The sequence below is a fragment of the Pseudomonas sp. genome (assembly GCF_037994325.1).
Classification (GTDB): Bacteria; Pseudomonadota; Gammaproteobacteria; order Pseudomonadales; family Pseudomonadaceae; genus Aquipseudomonas.
Genome location: NZ_JBBNAH010000120.1, coordinates 1 through 23,394, shown reverse-complemented (window position 1 = coordinate 23,394; position 23,394 = coordinate 1). Strand labels below are relative to the sequence as shown.

General features: G+C 60.7%; 19 protein-coding genes and 1 tRNA gene. 6 read left to right on the top strand and 14 right to left on the bottom strand.

Features of this window, described 5'->3' with window-relative positions:
• Nucleotides 1-87 precede the first annotated feature (87 nt).
• Together AAAB16_RS03975 and AAAB16_RS03970 are read right to left on the bottom strand one after the other, a co-directional pair.
• Nucleotides 88-1,656: a methyl-accepting chemotaxis protein gene (locus tag AAAB16_RS03975; protein ID WP_340662178.1), complete on the bottom strand. Its 1,569-nt coding sequence runs from the start codon at nt 1,654-1,656 to the stop codon at nt 88-90.
• A gap of 158 nt (nt 1,657-1,814) precedes the next feature.
• On the bottom strand, nt 1,815-2,840 hold the full coding sequence (locus AAAB16_RS03970; protein ID WP_340662177.1) for an AraC family transcriptional regulator: 1,026 nt from the start codon (nt 2,838-2,840) through the stop codon (nt 1,815-1,817).
• 98 nt (nt 2,841-2,938) lie between these two features.
• On the opposite strand from AAAB16_RS03970, the gene AAAB16_RS03965 reads away from it, so the two are divergent.
• Together AAAB16_RS03965 and AAAB16_RS03960 are read left to right on the top strand one after the other, a co-directional pair.
• Nucleotides 2,939-4,012, top strand: coding sequence for a fatty acid desaturase (locus tag AAAB16_RS03965; RefSeq protein ID WP_340662176.1), 1,074 nt, complete (start codon nt 2,939-2,941; stop codon nt 4,010-4,012).
• A gap of 67 nt (nt 4,013-4,079) precedes the next feature.
• Nucleotides 4,080-4,784, top strand: a complete 705-nt coding sequence (locus AAAB16_RS03960; RefSeq protein WP_340662175.1) for an NAD(P)H-dependent oxidoreductase — start codon at nt 4,080-4,082, stop codon at nt 4,782-4,784.
• Between the two features lie 74 nt (nt 4,785-4,858).
• Here AAAB16_RS03960 and AAAB16_RS03955 read toward each other — a convergent pair whose 3' ends face one another.
• The 3 genes from AAAB16_RS03955 to gabD all read right to left on the bottom strand — a co-directional run bounded on the left by AAAB16_RS03955 (nt 4,859) and on the right by gabD (nt 9,199).
• Complete coding sequence (locus AAAB16_RS03955; RefSeq protein WP_340662174.1) at nt 4,859-6,130, bottom strand: HDOD domain-containing protein; 1,272 nt, start codon at nt 6,128-6,130, stop codon at nt 4,859-4,861.
• Between the two features lie 152 nt (nt 6,131-6,282).
• Complete coding sequence (gene gabT / locus AAAB16_RS03950; RefSeq protein WP_340662173.1) at nt 6,283-7,563, bottom strand: 4-aminobutyrate--2-oxoglutarate transaminase; 1,281 nt, start codon at nt 7,561-7,563, stop codon at nt 6,283-6,285.
• 187 nt (nt 7,564-7,750) lie between these two features.
• Complete coding sequence (gene gabD, locus AAAB16_RS03945) at nt 7,751-9,199, bottom strand: NADP-dependent succinate-semialdehyde dehydrogenase (protein ID WP_340662172.1); 1,449 nt, start codon at nt 9,197-9,199, stop codon at nt 7,751-7,753.
• A 376-nt stretch (nt 9,200-9,575) separates the two neighbouring features.
• On the opposite strand from gabD, the gene AAAB16_RS03940 reads away from it, so the two are divergent.
• Nucleotides 9,576-9,652, top strand: a tRNA-Arg gene (locus AAAB16_RS03940).
• Between the two features lie 323 nt (nt 9,653-9,975).
• The gene (locus AAAB16_RS03935) at nt 9,976-11,583 is read left to right on the top strand and encodes a tannase/feruloyl esterase family alpha/beta hydrolase (RefSeq protein ID WP_340662171.1); all 1,608 of its coding nucleotides are present in this window, start codon (nt 9,976-9,978) and stop codon (nt 11,581-11,583) included.
• Between the two features lie 151 nt (nt 11,584-11,734).
• Here the strand turns inward: AAAB16_RS03935 and AAAB16_RS03930 are convergent, their stop codons facing one another.
• From AAAB16_RS03930 to AAAB16_RS03920, 3 genes are all read right to left on the bottom strand, one after another.
• On the bottom strand, nt 11,735-12,814 hold the full coding sequence (locus AAAB16_RS03930; protein ID WP_340662170.1) for a polyamine ABC transporter substrate-binding protein: 1,080 nt from the start codon (nt 12,812-12,814) through the stop codon (nt 11,735-11,737).
• Between the two features lie 97 nt (nt 12,815-12,911).
• Nucleotides 12,912-13,763, bottom strand: a complete 852-nt coding sequence (locus AAAB16_RS03925; RefSeq protein ID WP_340662169.1) for a sugar phosphate isomerase/epimerase — start codon at nt 13,761-13,763, stop codon at nt 12,912-12,914.
• A gap of 12 nt (nt 13,764-13,775) precedes the next feature.
• Nucleotides 13,776-14,789, bottom strand: a complete 1,014-nt coding sequence (locus tag AAAB16_RS03920) for a fatty acid desaturase (protein WP_340662168.1) — start codon at nt 14,787-14,789, stop codon at nt 13,776-13,778.
• 123 nt (nt 14,790-14,912) lie between these two features.
• Here AAAB16_RS03920 and AAAB16_RS03915 point away from each other — a divergent pair, with 123 nt between their 5' ends.
• Complete coding sequence (locus AAAB16_RS03915) at nt 14,913-15,803, top strand: LysR substrate-binding domain-containing protein (protein WP_340662167.1); 891 nt, start codon at nt 14,913-14,915, stop codon at nt 15,801-15,803.
• A gap of 212 nt (nt 15,804-16,015) precedes the next feature.
• On the top strand, nt 16,016-17,245 hold the full coding sequence (locus AAAB16_RS03910) for an EAL domain-containing protein (RefSeq protein WP_340662166.1): 1,230 nt from the start codon (nt 16,016-16,018) through the stop codon (nt 17,243-17,245).
• Nucleotides 17,246-17,255: 10 nt separating this feature from the next.
• Here AAAB16_RS03910 and AAAB16_RS03905 read toward each other — a convergent pair whose 3' ends face one another.
• The 6 genes from AAAB16_RS03905 to gspK form a co-directional block, all read right to left on the bottom strand.
• Nucleotides 17,256-17,819, bottom strand: coding sequence for a DUF2442 domain-containing protein (locus AAAB16_RS03905; RefSeq protein ID WP_340662165.1), 564 nt, complete (start codon nt 17,817-17,819; stop codon nt 17,256-17,258).
• Between the two features lie 238 nt (nt 17,820-18,057).
• Entirely contained in the window at nt 18,058-18,303 is a 246-nt protein-coding gene (locus AAAB16_RS03900) for a BrnA antitoxin family protein (RefSeq protein WP_340662164.1), read from the bottom strand.
• 165 nt (nt 18,304-18,468) lie between these two features.
• Nucleotides 18,469-20,583, bottom strand: coding sequence for a PAS domain-containing protein (locus AAAB16_RS03895; RefSeq protein WP_340662163.1), 2,115 nt, complete (start codon nt 20,581-20,583; stop codon nt 18,469-18,471).
• 81 nt (nt 20,584-20,664) lie between these two features.
• Nucleotides 20,665-21,186: a type II secretion system protein M gene (locus AAAB16_RS03890; protein ID WP_340662162.1), complete on the bottom strand. Its 522-nt coding sequence runs from the start codon at nt 21,184-21,186 to the stop codon at nt 20,665-20,667.
• Complete coding sequence (gspL, locus tag AAAB16_RS03885) at nt 21,183-22,289, bottom strand: type II secretion system protein GspL (protein WP_340662161.1); 1,107 nt, start codon at nt 22,287-22,289, stop codon at nt 21,183-21,185. Before gspL ends, AAAB16_RS03890 begins: the two co-directional genes overlap by 4 nt.
• Before the next feature lie 2 nt (nt 22,290-22,291).
• A complete protein-coding gene (gspK, locus tag AAAB16_RS03880) occupies nt 22,292-23,266 on the bottom strand; it encodes a type II secretion system minor pseudopilin GspK (protein ID WP_340662160.1) in 975 nt (324 codons plus the stop codon).
• Nucleotides 23,267-23,394 lie beyond the last annotated feature (128 nt).

Genomic DNA, 23,394 nt, shown 5'->3' with positions numbered 1-23,394 from the left:
GGATCCAGAATCTCGCGCCGGCCGCAGCACTTCGCTCCATCCAGAAATCTGGGGCCCCGCCTGCGCGGGGACGACGGTACGGCGTCATTACGCTTGCGGCCGATACCCCAAGCGCAAACCGCCCCAATGCCGGCCCTGCACCGTAATCGGCACCGACAGGTCGTGCATCAATTCACCCGTATCGCGGCTATAGGTTTGCAGCAGAAGCGCCTGCTGATGGCTGCCACAGCGAATGCCGGTGGGGTCGTTGAACAGGCGCTTGCTGCGGCTTTTCAGCGCGTCCACCGCCCGATCGCCAGTTTGTGCATGGCTAAAGGCGCGGTTATGGGTCGGCACATAACCTTCTGGCGTGCTGGCGATGGCAAATACCAGGCCTTCATGGCGGCTCAGTAGCGGTTCTTGAATGGTCGGCAACACCTGATCGGCGTACGCATCGAAACGGGTGTGATATTTGGCCGGAAAGCTGTTGGCGATGGGTTGATAGCTGCGGTCGAACAGATCGCTAACGCTAACCCGCCCAGCCTGGATATCAGCCTCAAATTGCGCGGTGATGGCGGCGGCACCTTCACGCGCCAGGTCATAGATACGCTGGTGATAGTCATCCAGCCCAACCTCGGCCAACTGCTCGCTAACACTCTCAGCCTGCCCCACCAGCCGCTGCGCGGCCTGGGCCAATTCGCGAGTTTGCGCTTCGCTGCCGCGCACATCGCTGCGCAATTGCTCCAACGCAACAAACAACGCCGACAGCTGCTGGTGATTGCTCTCGGTGCCGGTATTGATAAAGGCCACCTGGCTTTCCACCTCGCTGGCCAGTTCGGTGATGCCTTGCAGTTGCCCACCGCTGGCCTCGACCTGGGCGGCGGCCTGATCAAGCTCGCTGGCCTGCTGCTGAATATGGCGGACCACCGCACTGCTCTGCTGGCGAATATCGTTGACGATCTGCGCCACCTCCTCGGTGGCCTCCGCGGTACGCCCGGCGAGCTTGCGCACCTCATCGGCCACCACGGCAAACCCACGGCCCTGATCACCCGCACGGGCCGCTTCGATGGCGGCGTTAAGCGCAAGCAAATTGGTCTGGCTGGCGATGGATTGAATCACTTGGGTAACTTGCTGAATCTGCTCAGTGCGGCTGCTCAGGCCATCCATCAGCTCGCGACTGTCGGCGGCTTGTACGCTCAATTGCTGCATACGGGTGATGGCCTGTTGCAGCGCCCGCTGACCTTCATCGCTGCGCTCGCGCACGGCATGGGCGGCGTTCAGGGTCTGTTCGGCGCGCTGGGCGCTGGCTTCTTCGGTGGCGGTCATTGCCGAGGCGCCGGTACTGACTTGCTCCACCACCTGCAGCTGCGATTGCAGCTTGTCGGCCATGCGCTGCACACCAAAGGCCACTTGCGCCGCCGCCAAGGCGTTATGGCAGGTGCTGCGCGACAGGTTTTGGCTGAGCGCGTTGAATGTGCTGCTTTGCTGTTTGGCGCTAACCGGCTCTTCGACCGGCAGCTTCCACGGGCCTAGCCACGGCCAGAGGGCGAGTAGCAGGTAGGCAGGAATGCTGAGGTAAAGCGGTAGCTGCATCTGCTGGTAAACCGCCATCAACACCGCCAGGCCAACGGCATGCAGCAGAAAAGCCCAGGGGCGGCGGGAGTAGGCAGGACGCATCGGCAAACCTCTTATTTTTATGGCGCAGCTTGGAACGCGTGACTGGCAGGGTGTGCTGTGCGCACCAAGCGGTTTGCGCCATGGTGCGCACAGCACACCCTACGAGCAAGGTCGCTATTCGAGCATGTCATCGGCCGCGCTGCCACTGCGCTTTAGTCCTATGTGCCGCCACTCTTGGCCAACAACACATCACGGTATTGGCTAGGCGCTTGGCCGGTCCAGCGTTTAAAGGCGCGACTGAAACTGCTGCTGTCGGCAAAGCCTAGCAAATAGGCAATCTCACTGATGGAGCAATGCGGGTCGCGCATATGTTGCAAGGCCAGGTTCTGGCGGGTTTCGCTGAGCAGGTTTTCGTAGCTACAGCCTTCGTCGGCAAGGTGGCGCTGCAAGCTGCGCAGGCTTAAGTGCAGGCTGCTGGCGATACGCTCGGCCGAGGGCTCGCCGTTGGGCAATTGGTTTTCCAGGCACGTGCACACGCGGCGGCGCCAGGTTACCGGGTGCAGTTGTTCAAGGGTGCGCTTGAGCACGGTTTCGTTGTGCTCGGCCAGCTCTTGATTGCCGTCTTCCAGCTGGCTGTCGAAGGCCTCGCGGGGGAACTGCAAATAGTCCTGCGCGGCGCCGAAGTGGATCGGCGCACGCAGCGCGTCGTGCCAAGGGCCGGGGTCGACGGGCAGCGGGCGGCGCAGGTAAACGGCCAGCGGCGCAAAGTCGCGGCCCAGGCGATTACGGCAGGTGCGCACGTAAATGGCGATAAACGCATCCACCGCTTCCAATGCCGGCGCCGGGCTGCCAACCGGCACGTTCAGGTAGAACTCGTAGCGATCCGGCAACGCCTTGAGTTCCAGGCTCAGGGCATCACTGACCACTTGGTGATACCGCACGATGCGTTCAAACACCTCACGCAAACTGCTGCTGGCTACTAGCGCATAACCCAAGGCGTGAAAGCTGGTGGGGCTGACGTATTGCGAAGTTTTCAAGCCCAGCGCCGGATCGCCGCTGGCTTGCACCGCCAGGTGCCACAAGCGCGTGGTCGCCGACAGCGGGTAGCGGGCGTTGGGGTGTTCCATCAGCGCCGGGTCGACACCGGCATCCAGGCACAGCTGCGCGCTATCCAGGCCCAGTGCATCAAGCTGCTTGCGCAGGGCACGGGTCCAACTGGCAAGCGAGGTGGGTTCAGCAGTCATGCAGATTGGCGCATCCGGTCAACAGGTTGGCGTTCGAGGTCAGGCTAGGGGGCGCCGGGGTCGGCACAGTAGCCTCACGTTAAATAGAGGATGTAAGCATGTCCCAGTCTCCTGCAAGCCCCGTGAACCAGAATGCGCAACAACGCGCTGCACATATTCGCGAAGTGGTGATGGCCCATGGCGTGGAACTGCGCCAGCGCTACCCGATTCTCAACCACCAGAACGCCCTCGGCGCCGGCATCCTCGCCTTTGCTCTATTGGGCATGATCGGCAGCGCCGTGTTGTACATCGAAGGCTATATGGCCTGGTGGGCGTGCTTGCTGCTCAACGCGTTTTTCGCGTCGCTGACCCATGAGCTGGAACATGACCTGATCCACTCGATGTACTTTCGCAAACAGCGTATCCCGCACAACCTGATGATGGCCCTGGTCTGGCTGGCGCGGCCGAGCACCATCAACCCTTGGGTACGTCGTCATCTGCACCTGAACCACCACAAGGTCAGCGGCACTGAAACCGATATGGAAGAGCGCGCCATCACCAACGGTGAGCCTTGGGGTTTTGCCCGCTTGCTGATGGTCGGCGACAACATGATGTCGTCGTTTATCCGCTTTTTGCGGGCGAAAACCTGGACGCATAAATGGACCATCGTTACCCGCACCCTGAAGGTTTATGCACCACTGGGTTTGATGAACTGGGGCACTTGGTATGTGTTTCTCGGCTTTCATCTCAGCACCTTTGTCGCCACCCTGTTGGGCTCGCCGATTGAATGGTCGGCGACCACCCTGGAGGTGATGAACATAGTGAACATCGCGGTGGTGGTGCTGGTCGGCCCCAACGTGCTGCGCACCTTTTGCCTGCACTTTGTCAGCTCCAACATGCACTACTACGGCGATATCGAGCCGGGCAATGTCATCCAGCAATGCCAAGTGCTCAACCCGGTGTGGCTGTGGCCGCTGCAAGCCTTCTGCTTTAACTTCGGCAGCAGCCATGCCATTCACCATTTCGTGGTCAAAGAGCCCTTTTACATCCGCCAGCTCACGGTGCCTTTTGCCCACAAAGTGATGCGCGAAGCAGGCGTGCGCTTTAACGACTTTGGCACCTTTGCCCGCGCCAATCGCTGGACGCGCGCAGCCGAAAGCAAACCGGCAGCCCAGCAAACTCAAGCGGCTTAATCAGCCGCTACGCACACAGCGGCGCTTCGGCGCCGTTTGTTGTCTTCGTCCCTTTAAGAATTCGCCGATGAATATTCTGATCGTCCACGCCCACCCCGAACCGCAGTCGTTCTGCACGGCGATGAAAGACCTTGCCGTCAGCACCCTGGAACAAGCCGGTCACCAGGTGCAGGTCTCCGACCTCTACGCCATAAACTGGAACCCGGTAGCCAGCGCGGCAGACTTCGCCGCGCGCAGCAATCCCGACTACCTGGTGTACGCCCTGGAGCAACGCCACGCCCACGGCCAAGGCGCGCTCGCCGCCGACATCAGCGCCGAGCTGGACAAGCTGTTGGCCGCCGATGTGGTGATCTTCAACTTCCCGATGTTCTGGTGCTCGGTGCCGGCGATTCTCAAAGGCTGGATCGACCGCGTGCTGGTTTCCGGCGTGTGCTACGGCGGTTTGCGCTTCTACGACAGAGGCGGCCTCAGCGGCAAAAAAGCCATGCTCAGTTTTACCCTTGGCGCGCAGCCGCATATGTTTGCCAACGAGCAGGCCATCCACGGCGAATTAAGCCTGATGCTGCGCCACTTGCAGCGCGGCACGCTCGCCTATGCCGGCCTTAGCGTGCTGCCGCCGTTTGCCGCCTACCACGTGCCCTATATCGACCATGACGCGCGCACCACGATGCTCGCCGACTACCGCGAGCAGCTGTTGCGCTTGGATGAATTGCAGCCTTTGAGCTTTCCGAACATGGCCGCGTTTGATCGGCAGTTAAATCCGTTGGACTAGTCGCTGATCGATCCCCCTCTGCCCGCTCGCGGGAGAGGGGCTAGGGGAGCGGGTTTCTCCAGCGCCGGTCCACCTCAGGTTTCGTGCGGTAAAACTTCGGTGGTCGGCTCCAGCACCGGCTCAGGCAATTCCTTCACCACCCGCGCCGGCATCAAACGTTGCAGTTTGCTTTCGCTGGCATTGAGTTGCTGCGCTGCCTTGCTGGCGGCCAACTCTTTCAGCGGCTTGTCATCCGGCCAACGGGCCATTTGCGCGGCCAAGTGCAGCACCAGCGATTCACGGCCGTATACGCCGGTCAGTTGGTAAGTCGCGGCAATCAGCTCACGCAGTTCCAGCGGCAAGCGCCAGCGGGTGCGCAGTGCCGAGCCAAACCCAGCGCCGAATTTGCGCAGGGCTTTGGTGATGGCTTCATCTTCCAGAGTGCCGCCGGCAATCAGCCAGTTTTGCAGGCAACGCAGCAAGGCCAAGTCGCCAATGCTATGCAGCAAGCCCGCGCAGTAGCAGCGCTCGGCATCAATGCCCTGCTCTTCGGCCAACTGCCGGGCGTAATCGGCGGTGCGTTGAGACAGGCCCCAGAAATACTCGCCCTGCTGGGCCAGGCGCGCATCGGTCAGGCTGGTACCGCGCTGCAAGGCCATGCCCATGACCAGGTTGATGCTGTGGGCTACGCCCAAGCGTGGCAGCGCTTGCGCCAAGGTTTGGCTGGGGCGGCCCATATGCTGAGCGGCACTATTGGCCGCGGCGATCAGGCGCGCGGTAATTTGCGGATCGCGACCGAACTGCTGCTCAAGAATGGTCAGGTCCATTTGCTCGGCCTTGAGCACCAGGCTCAAGGCATCCTTTACCTCGTCGAGCAGTGGCGCACCGTCGGACTCATTGCGCAGGCCCTCCAGGTAAGCATCGAGACTTTGCTCAGCTTTGAGGCTCGGAATTTCACAAAACACCTCCTGCCCTGGCGCCAGCAACAGGTCACGCAGGCGCTGTTGCAGCTTGTCCATATTGAAGGGGTGTACCAGATAGGCCGTTGGCGCCAGCGGCAGCACCTCGCGCACGCTGGCGCTGTCGGTACGGTCGGTCATCAGAATGAACGGCAGCGGCGGTTTGCGCTGTAAGCGGCGAATCTCGCCAAGAAAGTCCAGGCCGTTGGTGCCCGGTAACGCCCACTCGGCAATGATCAAATCGGGCAGGCGTTTTTTGCACGCCTCCAGGGCAGAGCTGCCATCGGCGAACGGCAACAGAATGGCGTCACAGCGCACATTGCCCAGCAACTGTCCGAGTAGCTCGCGAGTCCATGGGTCTTGAGCGGCAATAACGATGCGCGGTGCAGCTTTAAAATCCTTGGTCATCAGCATCCTCCGTCTGCCAACAACCATAGCCAACCCCGGCCGCTCAAGCCACCGAGCCTTTTGTCGCATAGCCAAGGTCAAAGCGCAGGGAAAAAAACCAGGCAAAAAAAGACCCGCCAAAGCGGGTCTCAAAACTGCCGAGCTGGTGAGCCCTAGGCGAGTTCGTCGAAGCACTCAGCGACAATGGCCAGGCCTTTGTCGAGCTGTGCATCAGGAATGGTGACCGGCATCAGGAAGCGGATAACGTTGTAGTACGTGCCGCACGACAGCAGGATCAAGCCTTTTTCACGGGCACGGGCAACGATCTTGCCGACCAACTCCGCTGCTGGCTTGTGGGTGTCGCCGCCTTCAAACAGCTCGATAGCGATCATCGAACCCAGGCCACGCACGTCACCAATCACGCTGTGCTTGGCTTGGATATCACGCAGACCGGCCTTCAGGCGTTCGCCCAGGGCTTGCGAGCGTTCCAGCAGCTTCTCTTCATCAAACACTTTCAGCACGGCCAGGGCCGCGGCGCAGGCAATCGGGCTACCGGCATAGGTGCCGCCCAGGCCGCCTGGGGCGATGGTGTCCATGATTTCGGCTTTACCGCATACGCCGGAAATCGGGAAACCGCCGCCAACCGATTTAGCGAAGGTGGTCAGGTCCGGGATCACGCCCAGTTGTTCGGTGGCGAAGAAGGTGCCGGTACGGCCAGCGCCGGTTTGCACTTCGTCGGCGATCAACAGAATGCCGTGCTGGTCGCACAGGGCACGCAGGCGCTGCATAAAGGCTTTGGAGTTGGTGTAGAAACCACCCTCGCCCTGCACCGGCTCAATGATGATGGCGGCGATGTCCGACGGCTGCGCGTCGTTCTTGAAAATGCGCTCGATGCTGGCGATGGACTCGTCTTCGCTGACACCGTGCAGCTCGCATGGCGACTGGGCGCGGTAGACACCAGCGGGCATCAGGCCCATGCCAGCGGAGTACGGCACCACTTTACCGGTGAGGCTCAGGGTCATCATGGTGCGGCCGTGGTAAGCACCGGTGAAGGCGATTACACCGGCACGGCCGGTGGCAGCACGGGCGATTTTCACCGCGTTTTCTACCGCTTCCGAACCGGAGGTCACCAACAGCGTTTTCTTGGCGAAGTTACCCGGTACGCGTTTAGCGATTTCTTCGCACAGCTCGACATAGGGTTCGTAAGCCAACACCTGGAAGCAGGTGTGCGACAGCTTGGTCAGTTGCTCTTGTACGGCCGCGACCACTTTCGGATGCAGGTGGCCGGTGTTCAGTACAGCGATACCGCCAGCGAAGTCGATAAACTCGCGGCCTTCGACGTCCCACACCGTGGCGTTTTCAGCGCGTTCAGCAAAGATCGGGTGGATCTGGCCCACGCCGCGCGGTACGGCGGCCATGCGGCGCTGCATCAGGGATTCGTTAGTCTTGCTCATGGTGCTAGTCCTCATTCGCCGCTCATCGGGCGGCGCAGATTAAGGATGAACGCCACCGGGGAAGGACGTGTGCAGCATTCGATGATCGACTGCCACGCCCTGCCGGTAGCTCAGGTTCTTTATTACGGTGCTGCATGCCCGGGTGGACCGGCTCGTTGGTTTGCGCCCGGGGTATTTCAAAGCGGTTTTAAATACCCAGGCAGAGGTACTTAATTTCCAGATAATCCTCGATGCCGTACTTCGAACCTTCACGGCCAAGACCGGAGGCCTTGATGCCGCCAAACGGCGCCACTTCGTTGGAGATCAAGCCGGTGTTGATGCCGACCATGCCGTACTCCAGCGCTTCAGCCACACGGAACACACGGCCCAGGTCACGGGCATAGAAATACGAGGCCAGACCAAACTCGGTGTCGTTCGCCTGGGCGATCACATCGGCTTCATCTTTAAAGCGGAACAGCGGCGCCAGCGGGCCAAAAGTTTCTTCCTTGGCGACAGCGGCGTTTTTCGGCACGTCGACCAGAATGGTCGGCTCAAAGAAGCTGCCGCCCAGGCCATGGGATTTACCACCAAACACCACTTTTGCGCCTTTGCTGACGGCATCAGCAATGTGCTCTTCAACTTTGGCCACAGCCTTGTTGTCGATCAGCGGGCCAGTGGTGGTGCCTTCTTCCAGACCATTGCCGATTTTCAGCTTGGCCACGGCCACTTTCAGTTTTTCCACGAACGCGTCGTACACACTGTCTTGAATGTACAGGCGGTTAGCGCAAACGCAGGTCTGCCCGTTGTTGCGGTATTTGGAGATGATCGCGCCATCAACGGCGGCATCCAGATCAGCATCGTCAAACACAATAAACGGCGCGTTGCCGCCCAGTTCCAGCGACACTTTCTTGATGTCGTGGGCGCATTCGGCCATCAGCTGACGACCGATTTCGGTCGAGCCAGTGAAGGACAATTTGCGCACGATTGGGTTGCTGGTCAGCTCGCTGCCGATATCGCCAGCGCTGCCGGTCACTACGCTAAACACGCCGTTCGGAATGCCAGCACGCTGGGCCAATTCAGCCAGGGCCAGAGCGGAATACGGGGTTTGGCTGGCAGGCTTGAGCACCATGGTGCAACCAGCGGCCAGGGCCGGACCGGCTTTACGGGTGATCATAGCCGCCGGGAAGTTCCACGGGGTGATGGCAGCGGTTACACCGATAGGCTGCTTGAGCACGATCAGGCGTTTATCCGGCTGATGGCCTGGAATCACGTCGCCATAAATGCGCTTGGCTTCTTCGGCGAACCACTCGATAAAGGAAGCGGCGTAAGCGATTTCGCCCTTGGCTTCGGCCAGCGGCTTGCCCTGCTCGAGGGTCATCAGGCGACCGAGGTCGTCCTGGTTTTCAATCATCAGCTCAAACCAGCGACGCAGCTTGTTGGAACGCTCTTTCGCGGTCAGCGCGCGCCAGGCCGGCAGGGCCTTGTCGGCGGCTTCGATGGCGCGCTTGGTTTCAGCAGCGCCCATCTTCGGCACGGTACCGAGAATCTCATTGGTGGCCGGGTTATTGACCTTGATGGTCTGGCCACTGTCTGCGTCCACCCAGGCGCCGTCGATAAAGGCTTGCTGGCGAAACAATTGAGCGTCTTTGAGTTGCATAGCCGACTCCTTTAGCCCGCCACCACGGCGACAGGCAAAATTGTTGTAAGCCGCCGCAGCGGTTTTACGCTGCAGCGAAGAATAGTGGATGAAACGTAGAACGGATTGAGCGCTGATGACGGGCTTTTGGAACAGTTACGGATCGTTGGGTTCGGTCTGTGACTGCGAGCGTCGCGGGCGTTTGAAATCTCAAACGAATCCTAGGGAGATCACCACTAAAGGGCAATAGGATGTTCGAAAAAATGTACGAAAAACCTGAAAAGGTGGTGGTTTTCTGATCAATCGAGGGCAGGGATTAGTACTTTCGTTTGATAAAGCGAACAAAACGCCCGCAATGGACGCCTGCGGGCGACATGCGTATCATGGCGCCCGCGCTGCACCAGTAGCTCAGCTGGATAGAGTACTGCCCTCCGAAGGCAGGGGTCGTGGGTTCGAATCCCGCCTGGTGCACCAAACAACACGAAAAGCCTCAGGTGAATGCCTGGGGCTTTTTTTTGGTCAGGCATTGGCCATGCGCGGGTCACAGCTCTGCTTGCTAGACGGACGAAGTAACGCCGGATCTGTAGCGGCCGGTCAGCAGCTCAGTGTAAATATCAACGCCGCAAGGGTGACAGCTGCGCATACGCCAGCTCCGCACCCGCTGCTTTGTTCAGCGCCATCGCAAGCCATCCAACAAGCTCACTTAGTTCGCGGGTGCGTTGAACTTGGCCGCGCTTTACCCGACCTAATTATTCCCAGCAAGCCCGCCCCCACCGCCAGGCGAGAGAATTTTGCCCATGCACAGTGCTGTCCCGCGCCTGCTCGTTACGTTGTTGCTGGCGCTCGTATCGTTAGGCGTCGCCGCCACCGAACAATTGCCCGTAGTACGGCCGGCAATAACCTGCGCCGCTCTGCTGGGCACTGACCTCACCGACCTCGCCGGCCCCGGCAGCCATGTGCGCAGTGCTAAAGAAGCCACCGTCAACGGTATCGCCGTATGTGCCGTTGAAGGCGTGCTCGCGCCCGCTATCGGCTTTCGCCTGCAGTTGCCGCTGCACACGTGGACGCAGCGCTATCTGCAGCTGGGTTGTGGCGGCTTTTGTGGCAATGCCGAAAGCGGCGCGTTTGTTGTCGATGGTTGCGCGCCATTGAGCGAAGGAGAGTTCGCTACCGCCACCACCGACATGGGCCATCAAACCTCCGGCGGAGCCTTTGGTCTTGATCCGCAGCAGCGGGTGGATTTCGCTTATCGCGGCGTGCACCTTACGGCGCTCGCGGCGAAAAAATTGATCGCGCGTTTTTATCGCCAGGCGCCGGCGTTTTCCTATTTCAGTGGTTGCTCGGACGGCGGCCGCGAAGCGTTGATGGAGGCGCAGCGTTACCCGGAGGAGTTCGACGGCATTCTGGCCGGCGCGCCGTCGTTGATTTTTGTGGTGCAAAACGGCCTGTACCACCCGTGGCAGGCCAGGGCCAATCTCGACGCTAACGGCCAGCCGATTCTATTGGCGGAAAAACTGCCGCTACTGCATAGCGCGGTGCTTAACCAGTGCGACGGTTTGGACGGCCAGGTGGATGGCGTACTCAGCGACCCCAGGCTGTGCACTGTCAATCTTCAGGCGTTGCTGTGCAAGGCTGGGGATGCACCAGCGACGTGCCTGAGCGCCGCTGAAATTGCTGCCGTTCAGCGCTTATACGATGGTCCGCGTGACAGCCATACGGGGGAACGCCTGAGCCTCGGCGGCCCGATGCCGGGCTCTGAATTGGCCTGGGCGGGCCAGTATGTGCCTTACGATGCCCAGCATCCCAGCCGCAGCCAGTTGGTCGCGCAGGAGGCGCTAAGCAGCGTGGTGTTTGAGCCCAATCCGGCGAAGGATTTTCGCCTGGCCGACCTGCGTTTTGAGCGCAGCACGCTGGAGCGTTTGCGCGTCACTCACCCGCTGTACGACGCCAGCAATCCGGACCTGTCGGCCTTCGCCAACGCCGGCAACAAGCTGCTGCTCTGGCACGGCTGGGCCGACCAAAACATCACGCCGCTAAACAGCATTACCTATTACGACGCGCTGCAACGGCAGATGGGCAGCGCGCAAGCGCAGGCGTTTTCGCGTCTGTATATGCTGCCGGGGCTGTACCACTGCGCGGGCGGTGAGGGGTTGGTGCGGGTGGATATGCTGACGCCACTGATGAACTGGGTAGAACGTGGGCAGAGTCCGGATGCCATCGTCACCTCAAACGATAAGGGCGCGAGCCGACCGGTTTTTCCCTATCCGATTTTGGCGACCTATAACGGGCAAGGTGACCCTAAGCAGGCCAGCAGTTATCACCCCGGGGCAGCGTTGGTGAACCCGCCGCCGGTGCCGTGGTTGGGCGAGGATTTGTTTCGCCCGTATAGCCCTAGGGTGCGTTAGCTGCGCGCCGTCTGCCCTCTCGCTGGCCGCCCCAGCCCCTCTCCCGCAAGCGGTCGAGGGTAGCTCCCGTAACGCCGATAGGTCCCCTCGCCCCTCCGGGGAGAGGGCTAGGGTGAGGGGGCCGCTGCGAGCACGATACAAACAAACCGCCTCAATGCTGCGCGCGAAAATCCGCCCACGCCCGTGTGCGTTCACGCAGCACTTTTGCCGGCAGCATCTCCTCGCTAAACAACTTGGCCCGCACGTCTTGTGGCGGGTAAATGTTCGGGTCGTCACTCACGGCCTTGTCGATCAGCGGCAGGGAGGCCTGATTGGCGTTGGCGAAATACAAGGTATTGGTCAGCTCCGCCATGGACGAAGGACGCAGCATAAATTCGATAAATGCTTTGGCCGCTTGCGGGTGCGGGGCGTTGGCGGGCATGGCCATGGAGTCGGCCCAGAGCAGCGTGCCTTCACGGGGAATGCGGTAGATCACCTCGAAATTTTGCTTGGACTCGACCACCTGTGACTGCGCCAAGCTGGCGTCGCCGTTGTAGGTGAGCGCCAGGCAGATATTGCCGTTGGCCAGGTCGGTGCTCAGGGTGCCGTAGCCGATGTAACGCACGTTGGGGCGCAGTTGCTCCAGCAGTTTTTTCGCGGCCTTGAGGTCGGCCGGGGCGTGGCTATACGGTGATTTGCCCAGGTAGTTAAGGGCGATGCTGATCACTTCCTGCGGCGCATCCAGCACGGCAATGCCACAGTCTTTGAGCTTGTTGGCGTACTCGGGTTTAAACAGCAAATCGAGGCTGTCGATGGGCGCATCGGGTATGCGTTTTTGCACCGCTTGCAGGTTCATCGCCAGGCCGGTGGTGCCCCAGGTATAGGGCACGGCGTAGCGGTTGCCGGGGTCGACCTGGGCAAACTTGGCGAGAATTTCTGCATCGATATTGCCCAGCCCTTTGAGCTGTTGCGGGTCGACCGGTTGCAGCGCTTTGGCTGGCAGCAGGCGGCCGACGATGGTGTTGGTGGGGAACACCACGTCGTAGCCGGTACGCCCGGTGAGCAGTTTGCTTTCCAGAATTTCCAGGCTGTCAAAGGTGTCGTAGTGCACCTTGATGCCGGTTTCGGCTTCGAAATCTTTCAGCGCCTGGGCGCCAACGTAGTCGCCCCAGTTAAAGATGTTCACCACCTTTTCTTCGGCGTGCAGCGGTAACGCCATGCCCACCAGCAACCCCAATGCGATCAGTCTCATGCCTAGCTACCCCGGTTCAGTGGTCTGATTGTTGTGTGAAACGGGCAGTACAAATCTGCAACGCATAGGCCGATCTAACGCCGGCTTGAGCGGTGGTTTACAGCGCTTGCTCGGCCTCCAATTCAGCCCAAATCTCCTCAGCCCATTGCTTGATCAGCAGCGCTTCCTGCCAACGGTCCGACAGCTCCACACCATCGGCGCCGGTAATGGCATACGGCGGCGGCCCCAGCTCGCAGAGGAATACACAGGTGGCGTCATCGGCATTACGTGCCCGCCAGTTGGCCATGCCTTCTTTCCACCAGGTTTTAAACTGCTGCACCCAGGACTGGTGCTGCGGGAAACCGATTTGAATCTGCACCTGCTCCGCCGTGGCGATACGGCCCTGAAAGCATTCGCTGCGCTGGTGAATACGTTGAATAAAACCCTGGTCGCGCGCGCTGATCGGCAGGGGAAATTCACGGTCGACAACAAAATGTGAAAGGTCAGCCGTCAGCTGCAATTCGGGAATTGCATCAAGCACTTCAAGGGTAAAGTACAGGTCGTTGAGGATGCCGTTGCGGTGGGTTTCAAACAGCAAGTCCATGCCCATTTGCCGCGCCTCTTCGCGCCAGCGATTGATCAAGGGAATGGCGCCCGCCACGCTAACCGGCATCACCTGGGCGATGGTGTTGATCTTGACGGCCTGCACCTCACGGGCGAATTCCAGCAGCGGCAGCATCTCGTGGCTTTGCCGGGGAAACAGGTTGACCATACTTTTCAGCCCGTACTTCTCAAACAGCGGCACGGTCTCGCGGTAGTACGGCAGTTCGTCGGTATTGGGGTCCAGGCAGATGCCGGCAAAACCGGCCTCGGCGGCCATGGCGAAGTTCTGTTCATGGCTGCGCTCGGGCAGCGTTGGATGCTTGAGTTCCATGCCCCACAACGATTGAAACACCTCAAGTTTTTGCATGTGGCAGCTCGCTTAAAAAGAGGTCAAAAACGAAGCGGCGTTACCACCACTGATATGCCCGCTTTGCAGCAGCGCCAGGTAGTCCGGCGAGTCCGCCGACGGCCCTTCCATCATTACCACCCGGGAAACCCGAAAGCGGTGGAAGCTTTTTAGCTGCGCCAGGAACGGAATCAGCATGCTGCGCTCATCGCCATACAACTCGCGGTGAAGGGCCGGCAGGCGATACCAAGGCGTGGTCGGTTTGGCGTGGTGGGCGTTGTGAAAACCGAAGTTCAGCACCAGCACGTTAAGCCACGGCCAGCGCCGCGACAGCAGGTTGCTAAAGGTATGGGCTTGCTCATACGTGCGGTCACCTTTGTAAGGCCCCGGTGCTTTGTCGAACAGCGTGGCGGTACCGCCATAGTCATGCTGCGGCGCGTCCATAAAGCGCAGCACAGTCATCATCAGTAGGTAGGCCACCACGTAGAGCAGCGCCGCCAAAGGGAAGAACCACAGCAACGCCGCGAACAGGCTGCCGCGCAGCACAATAAACGCCACATTGCGCGCCCGCTGGCTTTTGCGCTGGGGAATGATAAAGGCGCTAAACACCATGACGCCGTGCATCAGCACGTCGTGGGCGGGGATATAAAACCACTCCAGTGCCTGCACCGTTTTCAGCACCAACGGATGGCGGGCAAACCATTTGTCGTACTCAAACCAGATGATGTCGGCGTTATCCACGTGGTGGCGAAAGTGCTTGAGGCGGATGTCTTCATACGTGCCGTAGCAACTGCCGGTCACCCAAGTCAGCAGCTTGCCGAGAAGGGCGTTGTGCTCGTTGGTTTTAAACACGGTGTTGTGCGCGCACTCATGCAGCAGATAACCGGCGATGATCATCGCGTGGGCCAGCCACAGCATGGCCAGCAGGTTGACCGCCAGGTGCGGGCTGAATAAACCGGCAATGCCTAAGCCATAACCGGCCAACGCATACACCAGCGCCAAGCCGTGATAGACCGCCCCGCGTGTTTCCTTGAACAGCTGTAGCACCGCCCTCTCCTTCACCTTGCCCGATTGGCTAGGGCGCAGAGTGGCAAAAAGCGCGGGCCGGGGGATATCAATAAAAGAGCATGCCTGATATGACTAACACGCATACCAGAAGCGAGCTGCGCCATGTCCCGTTTTCCCTCCCTTGATGCGTTGCGCACCTTTGTATTGGCGGCCACCTACCTTAACGTCAGCCGCACCGCCGAAGCGCTGTGCCTGACCCAGTCGGCCGTCAGTCGCCAACTCAAACAGTTGGAAGAACAGCTCGGTGTGCAGCTGTTTCATCGCACCAACCGCGGCCTGGCGCTCACCGACAACGGCCAGCGCTACCTGCAGCAAATCGAAAAACCCATGCAGCAGATTCAGCGCGCTACCGCTGAGCTACTGCCCTGCGCGAGCATACTGAGCTTGCTGGTGGATGGCGCCTTCGCCCATACCTGGCTGGTCAAACGCTTGCCGCAGTTTCGTGCGCAGTACCCGGATATTGAACTGGAGCTCAAGCTTGGCCCGTCCATGTTTTCCCTGACCGGCAGCCAGCTCGGCACCAGCGCCGATGTACAGATTATTTTCGGCACGCCGCCGTGGCCGGGGTTCCACGCTCAGCCTTTGCTGCGCATGCAAGAATTTCCGGTGTGCAGCCCGGCCCTGCTCAACGGCAGCACGCCACTGCAAAGCCCGGCCGATCTGCCCAACCACACCCTTATCCACGAAGGTGATCGCAGCACCTGGCGGCGCTGGCTAGCCAGTGCCGACGCTCTCGCCTGTGAAAGCAACAAGGCCACCACCGCCCACGACTCCCTCACCTGCCTAACCATGGCCATTGATGGCCAGGGCATCGCTATTGGCGACCCACTGACGTGCGCCGATTACCTGGCCGCCGGCCTGCTGGTCAAGCCGTTCGAGCATAGCGTGCTGCTGGCCGAAACCTTCTGCCTGGTAGTCGCCGACAGCCAGCGCAACAGCAGCGAGCAAGTGTTCTGCCACTGGCTACAGGGCCTGTTCGAACCGCTAAGCTGAGCAGTGCCCGGCATCAGGGATACAACGATACGGGACGGCGGATTTTTTTAACTTTCTAGGCCAAGTGCGATCCACAAATAACAAGCGACCATGGCGCGAGGACCTCGCCTGCATTCGGTCGCCTAGCGAAAAAAACGTACTGGCACAGGTCGCCAGCTTGGCGTTTTCAAGCTTTAGTTTCAGCTGTTATTTGTATTTTGGAGGCTCATGGAATGACAGCCGCGCAACTTGCCAACCTCATCTCGCTGAGGCCACAAGGGGTATCTGACTCCAGCTACATAGACCGCGTTCTCAAGGCCCTGCGCACGCATCTGGGCCTGGACGTAGCGTTTGTGGCGCAGTTCCGCGCGGACGACCGTGTATTTACCCACGTCGACGCCGACGGCCAAGCACCGATTAATCCTGGCGATACCCTGTCCCACGACGCCGGGTACTGCCAGCGGGTAGTCGATGGCCTGCTGCCGGAACTGATTGCCGACACGTCACTGTGCCCACTGGCCATGGAGCTGCCGGAGACCACGGCACTGCCCATCGGCGCGCATCTGAGCGTACCTATTTTGCTCAGCGATGGCCGTCTCTACGGCACCCTGTGTTGCTTCGGCTACGAGGCCGACCCGACCCTGGGCGAGCGCGATATTCAAATGATGCGGGTATTTGCCGACCTGGTTGGCGGGCAGCTCGACAGCGAACTCAACCGGGTGCGCGACCGCGTGCAAAAGCATCGGCGCATCTCAGCGATTCTCGCCAGCGATCAACCGAGCATCGTCTTCCAACCGATTCTGGCCGTGCAAACCCTGGAACTGTGCGGCTGGGAATGCCTGGCGCGTTTCAACACCCAACCGCCGCGCACACCCGATTTGTGGTTTCGTGAAGCAGCAGAAGCGGGGCTGGGCGTAGACCTGGAACTGCGCGCCATCGAGCACGCCATCAGCGCCCTTGCCGCGCTGCCCGAGCACACCTACCTGGCGCTCAATTGCTCACCACAACTGGTCTACAGCGGGCGCCTGAACCCCATATTGGAACACCTTCCAGCCAGGCGCCTGGTACTGGAAATTACCGAACACGCCGCCGTGGCCGACTACAAACGTCTCGAACAAGCCCTGGCACCCTTGCGCCAACGTGGTGTGCGCCTGTCCATCGACGACACCGGCGCCGGCTACGCCAGCATGCGCCACATCCTTGAACTGAGCCCGGACGTCATCAAGCTCGACATGAGCATCACCCAAGGCATCGACCACGACTTCAAACGCCGAGCGCTGGCCTCGTCATTGATCGCCTTTGCCCGGGAAACCGGCAGCAGTGTGGTGGCCGAAGGTGTGGAGACCGAACAGGAACTGGAAACCCTGCAGGCGTTGGGTGTGCACAAGGTTCAAGGGTATTTACTGGGTCGCCCGCAGCCATTGGCAGATGCGCTGGTGGCGGCGCGCAAGAAGCTGCGGTAAACCACATTGGCTAGCACGGCACCTTGATGTTGGGCGTCGCCGTCGGATCACCCCTACCTACGCTCGGCTTCGTAGCGGCCGGTGCGACGCGCTCTACACGGTAGTGCCCACGTCCCGAGTCGCGAGCGTCGAAACTGCCAGCGCCGTGCATTACCTCCCAGCCTTTACAGGCCAACGCAATGTGATAGGGGATGGGATTAGGCCCGGAGCTGTACGCAGTAATGGTGCGACGCGTTAGATGCAGCGCCTCAGCAGCACCGGTCAGCGACAACCCATGCCGCCGCATCCACTCCTTGAATGCACCTTTGGGCATGGCTTGCCCTGCTTGCTCCAACGCCAGCCGGTCCAGCGTAGTGGCTGCCAGCTCGATGTCGCCGGGCCAGGCCAGATCAAAACCCCACTCGCCAACCTGCACTTGTTCAAATAGCGCGGCGTCCTCCAGCGGCGCCAGGGCCGGGAAAGTCGCGATGTGCTCTGCCAGACTCACCGTATGGCTGGCGCCGTCACTCCAGGTAACGCGCAGTTGTTTACCTGAGGCCGGCTCGACGGCGGCAATACGCAGCTTGTTGTTCATGATTGAAAGCTACGGTCTTGCTCGCGCCCTTTCTGCTTTCCTGCAACGCAACCCAAAAGAACTTTCCATTCCAACTTACAGAAAAATAGCTTTTCCTCGCTGCATCCAGTTCCCACCCACCGTGTAGTACCTCCAGCGCCGCCCATAAAAAATGCCCGGTATCTTGCGATACAGGGCATTTTTAATAAGCCGCATCAGGTGTGGCTAGCGGCTCACTAGGTCGGTCGAAGACCCTACTTCAGGCGCTATGCATCTGCTTTGGATCGTTTTCAACCAACCAGGTACTTAGCGCCAGGTTAATACGCTGCTGCCAATCGCCGCCGGCCGCACGAAAGGCCTTGAGCACCTCGGGGTCGAGTTGCAGTTGAACGTCTTCATGACGTTGCGCAGGTTCGCTCAAGCGCGCGCGAGCAGCTGCCGCCGCGGCTTTGGGGTCGCCGAATAGCTCTTCGAGCAGCTCGTCGGTGCTTTGTAGTTCTGTCATGGGTTTCCCTCTACGAACCGCCGTGCCCGGTCGGGTCGCTTCATATCGTCTATCCACAAGCTGGGTCCAGAATTCAGTTCACGGGACTGGGACTGCCGCATTGTGCCGGGAGTTCAAGCTGACCGACCGGTCGCAGCGCACAAACGTGAAGTACGTAGGGTGAACCTATGCACTAAGTACGGTTTTCAGCATATCCATCAGCGCTTGCGGCCCGTAGGGCTTGCTCAGCAGGTGGATGTCGGGCGTGAGCTGGTGGTTGCGCGAGATGATGTCGCGGGTGTGGCCGGAGGTGAAAAGCACCGGTACGGCCGGTTTCTGCTGCTTGGCCCAGACGGCTAGGTCTGCGCTTTTAACCGTGCCGGGCATCACCACATCGGTAAAGATCAGGTCGACCTGGGCGCCGCTTTGCAGCACATCCATGGCCGCGTCACCGTTGGCGGCCAAGAGCACGCTGTAGCCCAGTTGTTGCAGCAATTCGTCGACCGTGCAACGCACGTCCGGGTTGTCTTCAACCACCAGAATGGTCTCGCCGCCCGCACTGGGTTCGTCGCCTGCCTGAGCCGCAGGCGGAACGGTTTCGGCCGCGCTGCTGCGCGGAAAGTACAGGTTGACCGTGGTGCCTGCGCCCACTTCGCTGACCATATCGATATGGCCACCGCTCTGTTTAACAAAACCAAACACCATGCTCAGGCCAAGGCCGGTGCCATGGCCGCTGGGTTTAGTCGAGAAGAATGGCTCAAATGCATGACCAAGCACCTCGGCGCTCATGCCGCTGCCGCTGTCGGCGATAGACAAATGCACGTAATCGCCAGGGGCGATTTCTTTGCCCTCACAGAAGGCGTCATCCAGCGCTACGTTGTCGGCATAGATGCGCAGCGTGCCTTCGCCGAGCATCGCATCGCGGGCATTGAGGGCCAGGTTGAGCAGGGCATTTTCCAACTGGTTGCGGTCCAGGTGCACGCTGCATGGGTCAGCGGTTAATTGCAGGTCAACCTGGATCATTTCTCCCAACGCCCGCTGCAGCAAATCGCCAAGGCCGTCGTACAGGCTACGCAAGCTGTACACCGCCGGTGATAGCGGCTGCTGACGGGCAAAGGCCAGTAGCTGCGACGACAGCTTGGCACCGCGCTCCACTGCGGCCAGGGCTGAATTCAGACGCCGCTGCACGTTGGCGTTGTCCGGCTCCTGGCGGGCCAGCAGATGCAGATTGGCGGCGATCACTTGCAACAAGTTGTTGAAGTCGTGAGCCACGCCGCCGGTTAGGCCGCCAATGGCTTCCAGCTTTTGCGCTTGGCGCAGACGGGCTTCGGCTTCGGAACGTGCCAGCACCTCGGCCTCGACCCGCTGCTCCAAGGTACGCGTCAGGTGCAGCAGCGACTCTTCAGCCACCTTGCGTTCATGAATATCGAAAATCAGCCCGGGGAAGCGCAGCGGCTTGCCATCGCTGTCGAACTCACAGCGGCCGCTGGCCTGCACCCAGGTGTACTCGCCGTCAGCACGCCGAATACGGTACTCGGCGTTATACGGGCCGCCCTGCTCCAGGGTGTATTGCACCATGCGCAAAACACGGGGGAAGTCGTCAGGGTGAATAACCGCATTGGCGTCCGCAATGGGCAGATCGTCGAGCGGTTGCTCCAGCGGGTAGGAGAAGGTACGGGCAAAACGCTCGTCGCCAGAAAGCTGGTCGTTGGCCACATCCCACACAAACGAGCCCAACAATGCACCGGCATTCAGCGCCAGTTGCAGGCGCTCATCAGCGGCGTGGAAATCGGCCTCCGCCTGTTCGCGCTGGCGCTCGGAAACCACATGGCTGGTGGTTTCCATCACAATGGCAATAACCCCCGCCGGCTTGCCGCTGTCGTCACTGACGGGGCTATAGGAGAGGTCTAACCACACCTCTTCCGGCTTGCCATTGCGCAACAAAATCAGATCTTTCTTTTTATAAACCAGGGTGCCGCCGCCCAGGCAGACAGTCATGATATTGCGGTTGAAGTCCGCCACTTCTGGCCAGCCCAGCTCTACCGGCGTACCCAGCAGATAAGGATGGCGACCACCGGCAAACTCGGCGTAGGCATCGTTATAAATCATGTAGCCGGGGTGGTCCCAAAGCATCACCAGCGGCACCGGCGAGGCCAGCAACATCTGCACATTGGTGCACAAGCTGTTCGACCAAGTATCGATGGCGCCCAAGGCGGTGCTCGACCAGTCGAACGCGCGTATGCGCTGGGCCATCTCGCCGCCCCAGCCTGCGCAGGCATGGCTGTTCAACAGAAAAGACATCGTCCTACCCCACCTCGAAAATCCTTAGCCACTGACCGCTGCGGATTTTGAGCGCGACTACAACAGAAAATTCACTGCGTTTTACTGCCCGGCTTGCAAGGTGACCTTGGCGTCCACCTTGCCCGTATCGGCGCGGTCCAGGTTCACCTCACTGAGGCGCACGCCCTGGCGCTGCAACTCGCTGAGCCACAGCAGCATCGGCTCGAACGGCGCCTTGGCCAGGGAGATCAGCAGGCCGCTGCTGCCGTCATTGTCCATACGCTCCAGGGTCAAACCACGCTGCTGGGCACTGCTGGTGACCAGGCCTTGCAACTGCTCCGGGGCTAGCACCGTTTTGGCCGCGCCGAGCTGCCGCGCCTTGCCCGCGTTTTCCTGGATATAGGTATAGAGCACCTGCTGGTTCTGGTAGTAACTGCGCGCGCGGTCCACACGCTGGAGGATCGGCTGCCAAACCATCACATAACCCAGCACCAGCAGCAGAAAGCCGCCGAGCAACAACAACGCCACGCGCTCACGGCTGGGCAAATGCTGCCAACGTTGCGCCAGCGGTGATTGGCGCAGTTGAGCCAGGGCCTGTTCTTTCCATAGATTCAACGCGCTCACGCACCACCTCCCAACACCACACGGGCCGTAATGCCTTGTTCTTCACGGCTGGCCGAACCCAACTGCACCTTCAAACCTCCCTCCACCAAACGCTGGCGCAGTTGCTCCAGCTCGGCGAAATCCTTGGCGCGAATTTGCAGGGCCAGGTCGCCACGGATCTGGCTGTAATCCACCTGCACCACGGTAAGCGGCGATTTGGCTTCGGCGATAGCGCCTGAAGCCAACTCCAACATACTGAGAAAGCCGCCTTCGCTTTGCTGGCCCTGACTCAGGTGCTCCGCGAACTGCGCCTTGAGGTTGACGATGCGTTGGTCAGCGGGAAACAGCTCTTTGTACAGCGCCACGCTGGCGGCATTAAACGCATCGCCACGGCGCTCCAGCTGCCAGGCCTGCACCAGGCAAAAGCCGAGGTAGCAGACCACCCACAGCCCCAGCACAGCGGCAAACGGGCGCCAGACTGTCCAGGCCTTGTTGTCGCTACGCGGGGCAAATTCGCCCTGGGCCAAGTCAACCGCTTTGGCCCGACCCTGGGCCAACAGCTGATAGGGCTCATCGCTAACCGCCGGCTGCACCAGCGTGCCGCAGAAGTTACGAAACTGCGGCCAGCGCTCGGCGGCAATGGCCAAACGCGCTTCCAATTCACCGCCGAGCAACACGCGCTCGTCCAACACCAACGCCTGCTCGCCATCGCGCGGCAGCAAGTCAGCGTCCAAATGGATGGCGACGACGGTCAGGCCATATTCCTGCAGTTCATCCACCCAACCACTGAGCAATGCGCGGCGCAGGGCGAACACCCGGTAACGGCCGTCAGCGGTCAGCTCGCCGAGGGCCAGGTGAAACAGCTCGACGTCCTCGGCCAGCAGCTCTTCCACGGCATAGGGCAAGGCCTGGCGCATCCAGCGCGCCTTTTGCGTCGGCAGGCTGATCAAAAACGAGCTGGCCACTTCCATCGGCAACACCAACGCCACCGGCCGCCCTTGCAAGGCAGCCGCGCATTCACCGGCTCCCAGCCACTGGCCTTCACCGTTAGCGGGTTGCCAATACAACAGGCCCTGTTCGCCCAGTTCGCTGCCGCAGGTGGGCGGCAAGAAAAGGCAGTCCATGGTCATTCTCCCGGTCTCTCGGCCACCTGGCTTAAATAGCCTGGTTGGCCTGTGTCTCGGCGCAGCACGCGCACCACGCCCTTGGGGTCGCGTTGCAGGGTGCTGAGCAATACCTGGCGACGGTCGCCCAGGCGCACTTCACTGCGCACTTGGTAATAGGCGCTGCCCACCCCCAAGCCGCTGGCCGTTACCCCGGTGCCGGCCAGTGCCGGCTGGTCGAGGAAACTGCGGATTTCTTTGTAGCCTTCGCGGCCACGGCCGGCGAGCAAACTCTGCGCCGAGGCCGGATCCAGGCTGTCGCCCAGGCAGGACAAGACCATGGCACTGGCGGTATTCACATTCAGCGCCACCTTGCCCGGCAGCACAGCTACGTAGGGCAGCAAGCGGCGGTAATCCTGCTCGGTCATGCCCAGCAGCAGGCGCAGTTCGGAGATGTCCTGCATCTCGTGGCCGGCGGTGCGATACGGCGGTTGCATCAGCAGGTATTGGTTGTCTTCGGCGCCATATTCGCCGGTGGGCTCCTGGTCTTTATCGAGCCAATCCACCAGCCGTTCGGCATAGGGCTTTTCAATTTTCAGGCGCAGCAGCAGGCGCTTGAAACGCTTCACCGCTTGCTCATTAGGGCGCTCGTCGAGCACCAGGCTATTGAGGTTAAAACGCCCGGCCAGGTCTTCGATGGACACGCCAATTTCGCCACCATCAATGGGGAACACCGGCAGCGGCTTGGCCCAGGCTTCCAGCGGATGATCGATGGTGGCGCGCGGGTCGACGCCAGGCGCCTTGAGGTCACGCAGCAACACCGCCTGCCCCAGCGCTTCGCCGCCCACGGCGTACTGCCAGGCCTGGCTGACCAGCAACTGGTTGCCGGCATTGCGGATCGACAGTTGTTGCCGTGCGATCAACCCGGCGCACACCAGGGTAACGATGGTCACCACCAGCAATACGGTAATCAGAGCCACGCCGCGCTGCGCCTTCACAGGGTGGCTCCCGTGTCGCTCGCCGGCGCTTTGCCATCGCCGCTTTTCTCCCCAGCGGCCTTGTCGCTGCCGTCCTTCTCGCCCGAGTTTTTGCCATCCGGATTAGCCCCGTTCTCGCTGGCCTCCGC

Coding starts and splice junctions, on each gene's coding strand:
- AAAB16_RS03955 (WP_340662174.1), bottom strand. CDS start 6,130: ATGACCAAGGATTTTAAAGCTGCACCGCGCATCGTTATTGCCGCTCAA.
- AAAB16_RS03965 (WP_340662176.1), top strand. CDS start 2,939: ATGTCCCAGTCTCCTGCAAGCCCCGTGAACCAGAATGCGCAACAACGC.
- gabD (WP_340662172.1), bottom strand. CDS start 9,199: ATGCAACTCAAAGACGCTCAATTGTTTCGCCAGCAAGCCTTTATCGAC.
- AAAB16_RS03930 (WP_340662170.1), bottom strand. CDS start 12,814: ATGAGACTGATCGCATTGGGGTTGCTGGTGGGCATGGCGTTACCGCTG.
- AAAB16_RS03900 (WP_340662164.1), bottom strand. CDS start 18,303: ATGACAGAACTACAAAGCACCGACGAGCTGCTCGAAGAGCTATTCGGC.
- AAAB16_RS03935 (WP_340662171.1), top strand. CDS start 9,976: ATGCACAGTGCTGTCCCGCGCCTGCTCGTTACGTTGTTGCTGGCGCTC.
- AAAB16_RS03905 (WP_340662165.1), bottom strand. CDS start 17,819: ATGAACAACAAGCTGCGTATTGCCGCCGTCGAGCCGGCCTCAGGTAAA.
- AAAB16_RS03925 (WP_340662169.1), bottom strand. CDS start 13,763: ATGCAAAAACTTGAGGTGTTTCAATCGTTGTGGGGCATGGAACTCAAG.
- AAAB16_RS03960 (WP_340662175.1), top strand. CDS start 4,080: ATGAATATTCTGATCGTCCACGCCCACCCCGAACCGCAGTCGTTCTGC.
- gspL (WP_340662161.1), bottom strand. CDS start 22,289: ATGGACTGCCTTTTCTTGCCGCCCACCTGCGGCAGCGAACTGGGCGAA.
- AAAB16_RS03910 (WP_340662166.1), top strand. CDS start 16,016: ATGACAGCCGCGCAACTTGCCAACCTCATCTCGCTGAGGCCACAAGGG.
- AAAB16_RS03970 (WP_340662177.1), bottom strand. CDS start 2,840: ATGACTGCTGAACCCACCTCGCTTGCCAGTTGGACCCGTGCCCTGCGC.
- AAAB16_RS03895 (WP_340662163.1), bottom strand. CDS start 20,583: ATGTCTTTTCTGTTGAACAGCCATGCCTGCGCAGGCTGGGGCGGCGAG.
- gabT (WP_340662173.1), bottom strand. CDS start 7,563: ATGAGCAAGACTAACGAATCCCTGATGCAGCGCCGCATGGCCGCCGTA.
- AAAB16_RS03915 (WP_340662167.1), top strand. CDS start 14,913: ATGTCCCGTTTTCCCTCCCTTGATGCGTTGCGCACCTTTGTATTGGCG.
- AAAB16_RS03975 (WP_340662178.1), bottom strand. CDS start 1,656: ATGCGTCCTGCCTACTCCCGCCGCCCCTGGGCTTTTCTGCTGCATGCC.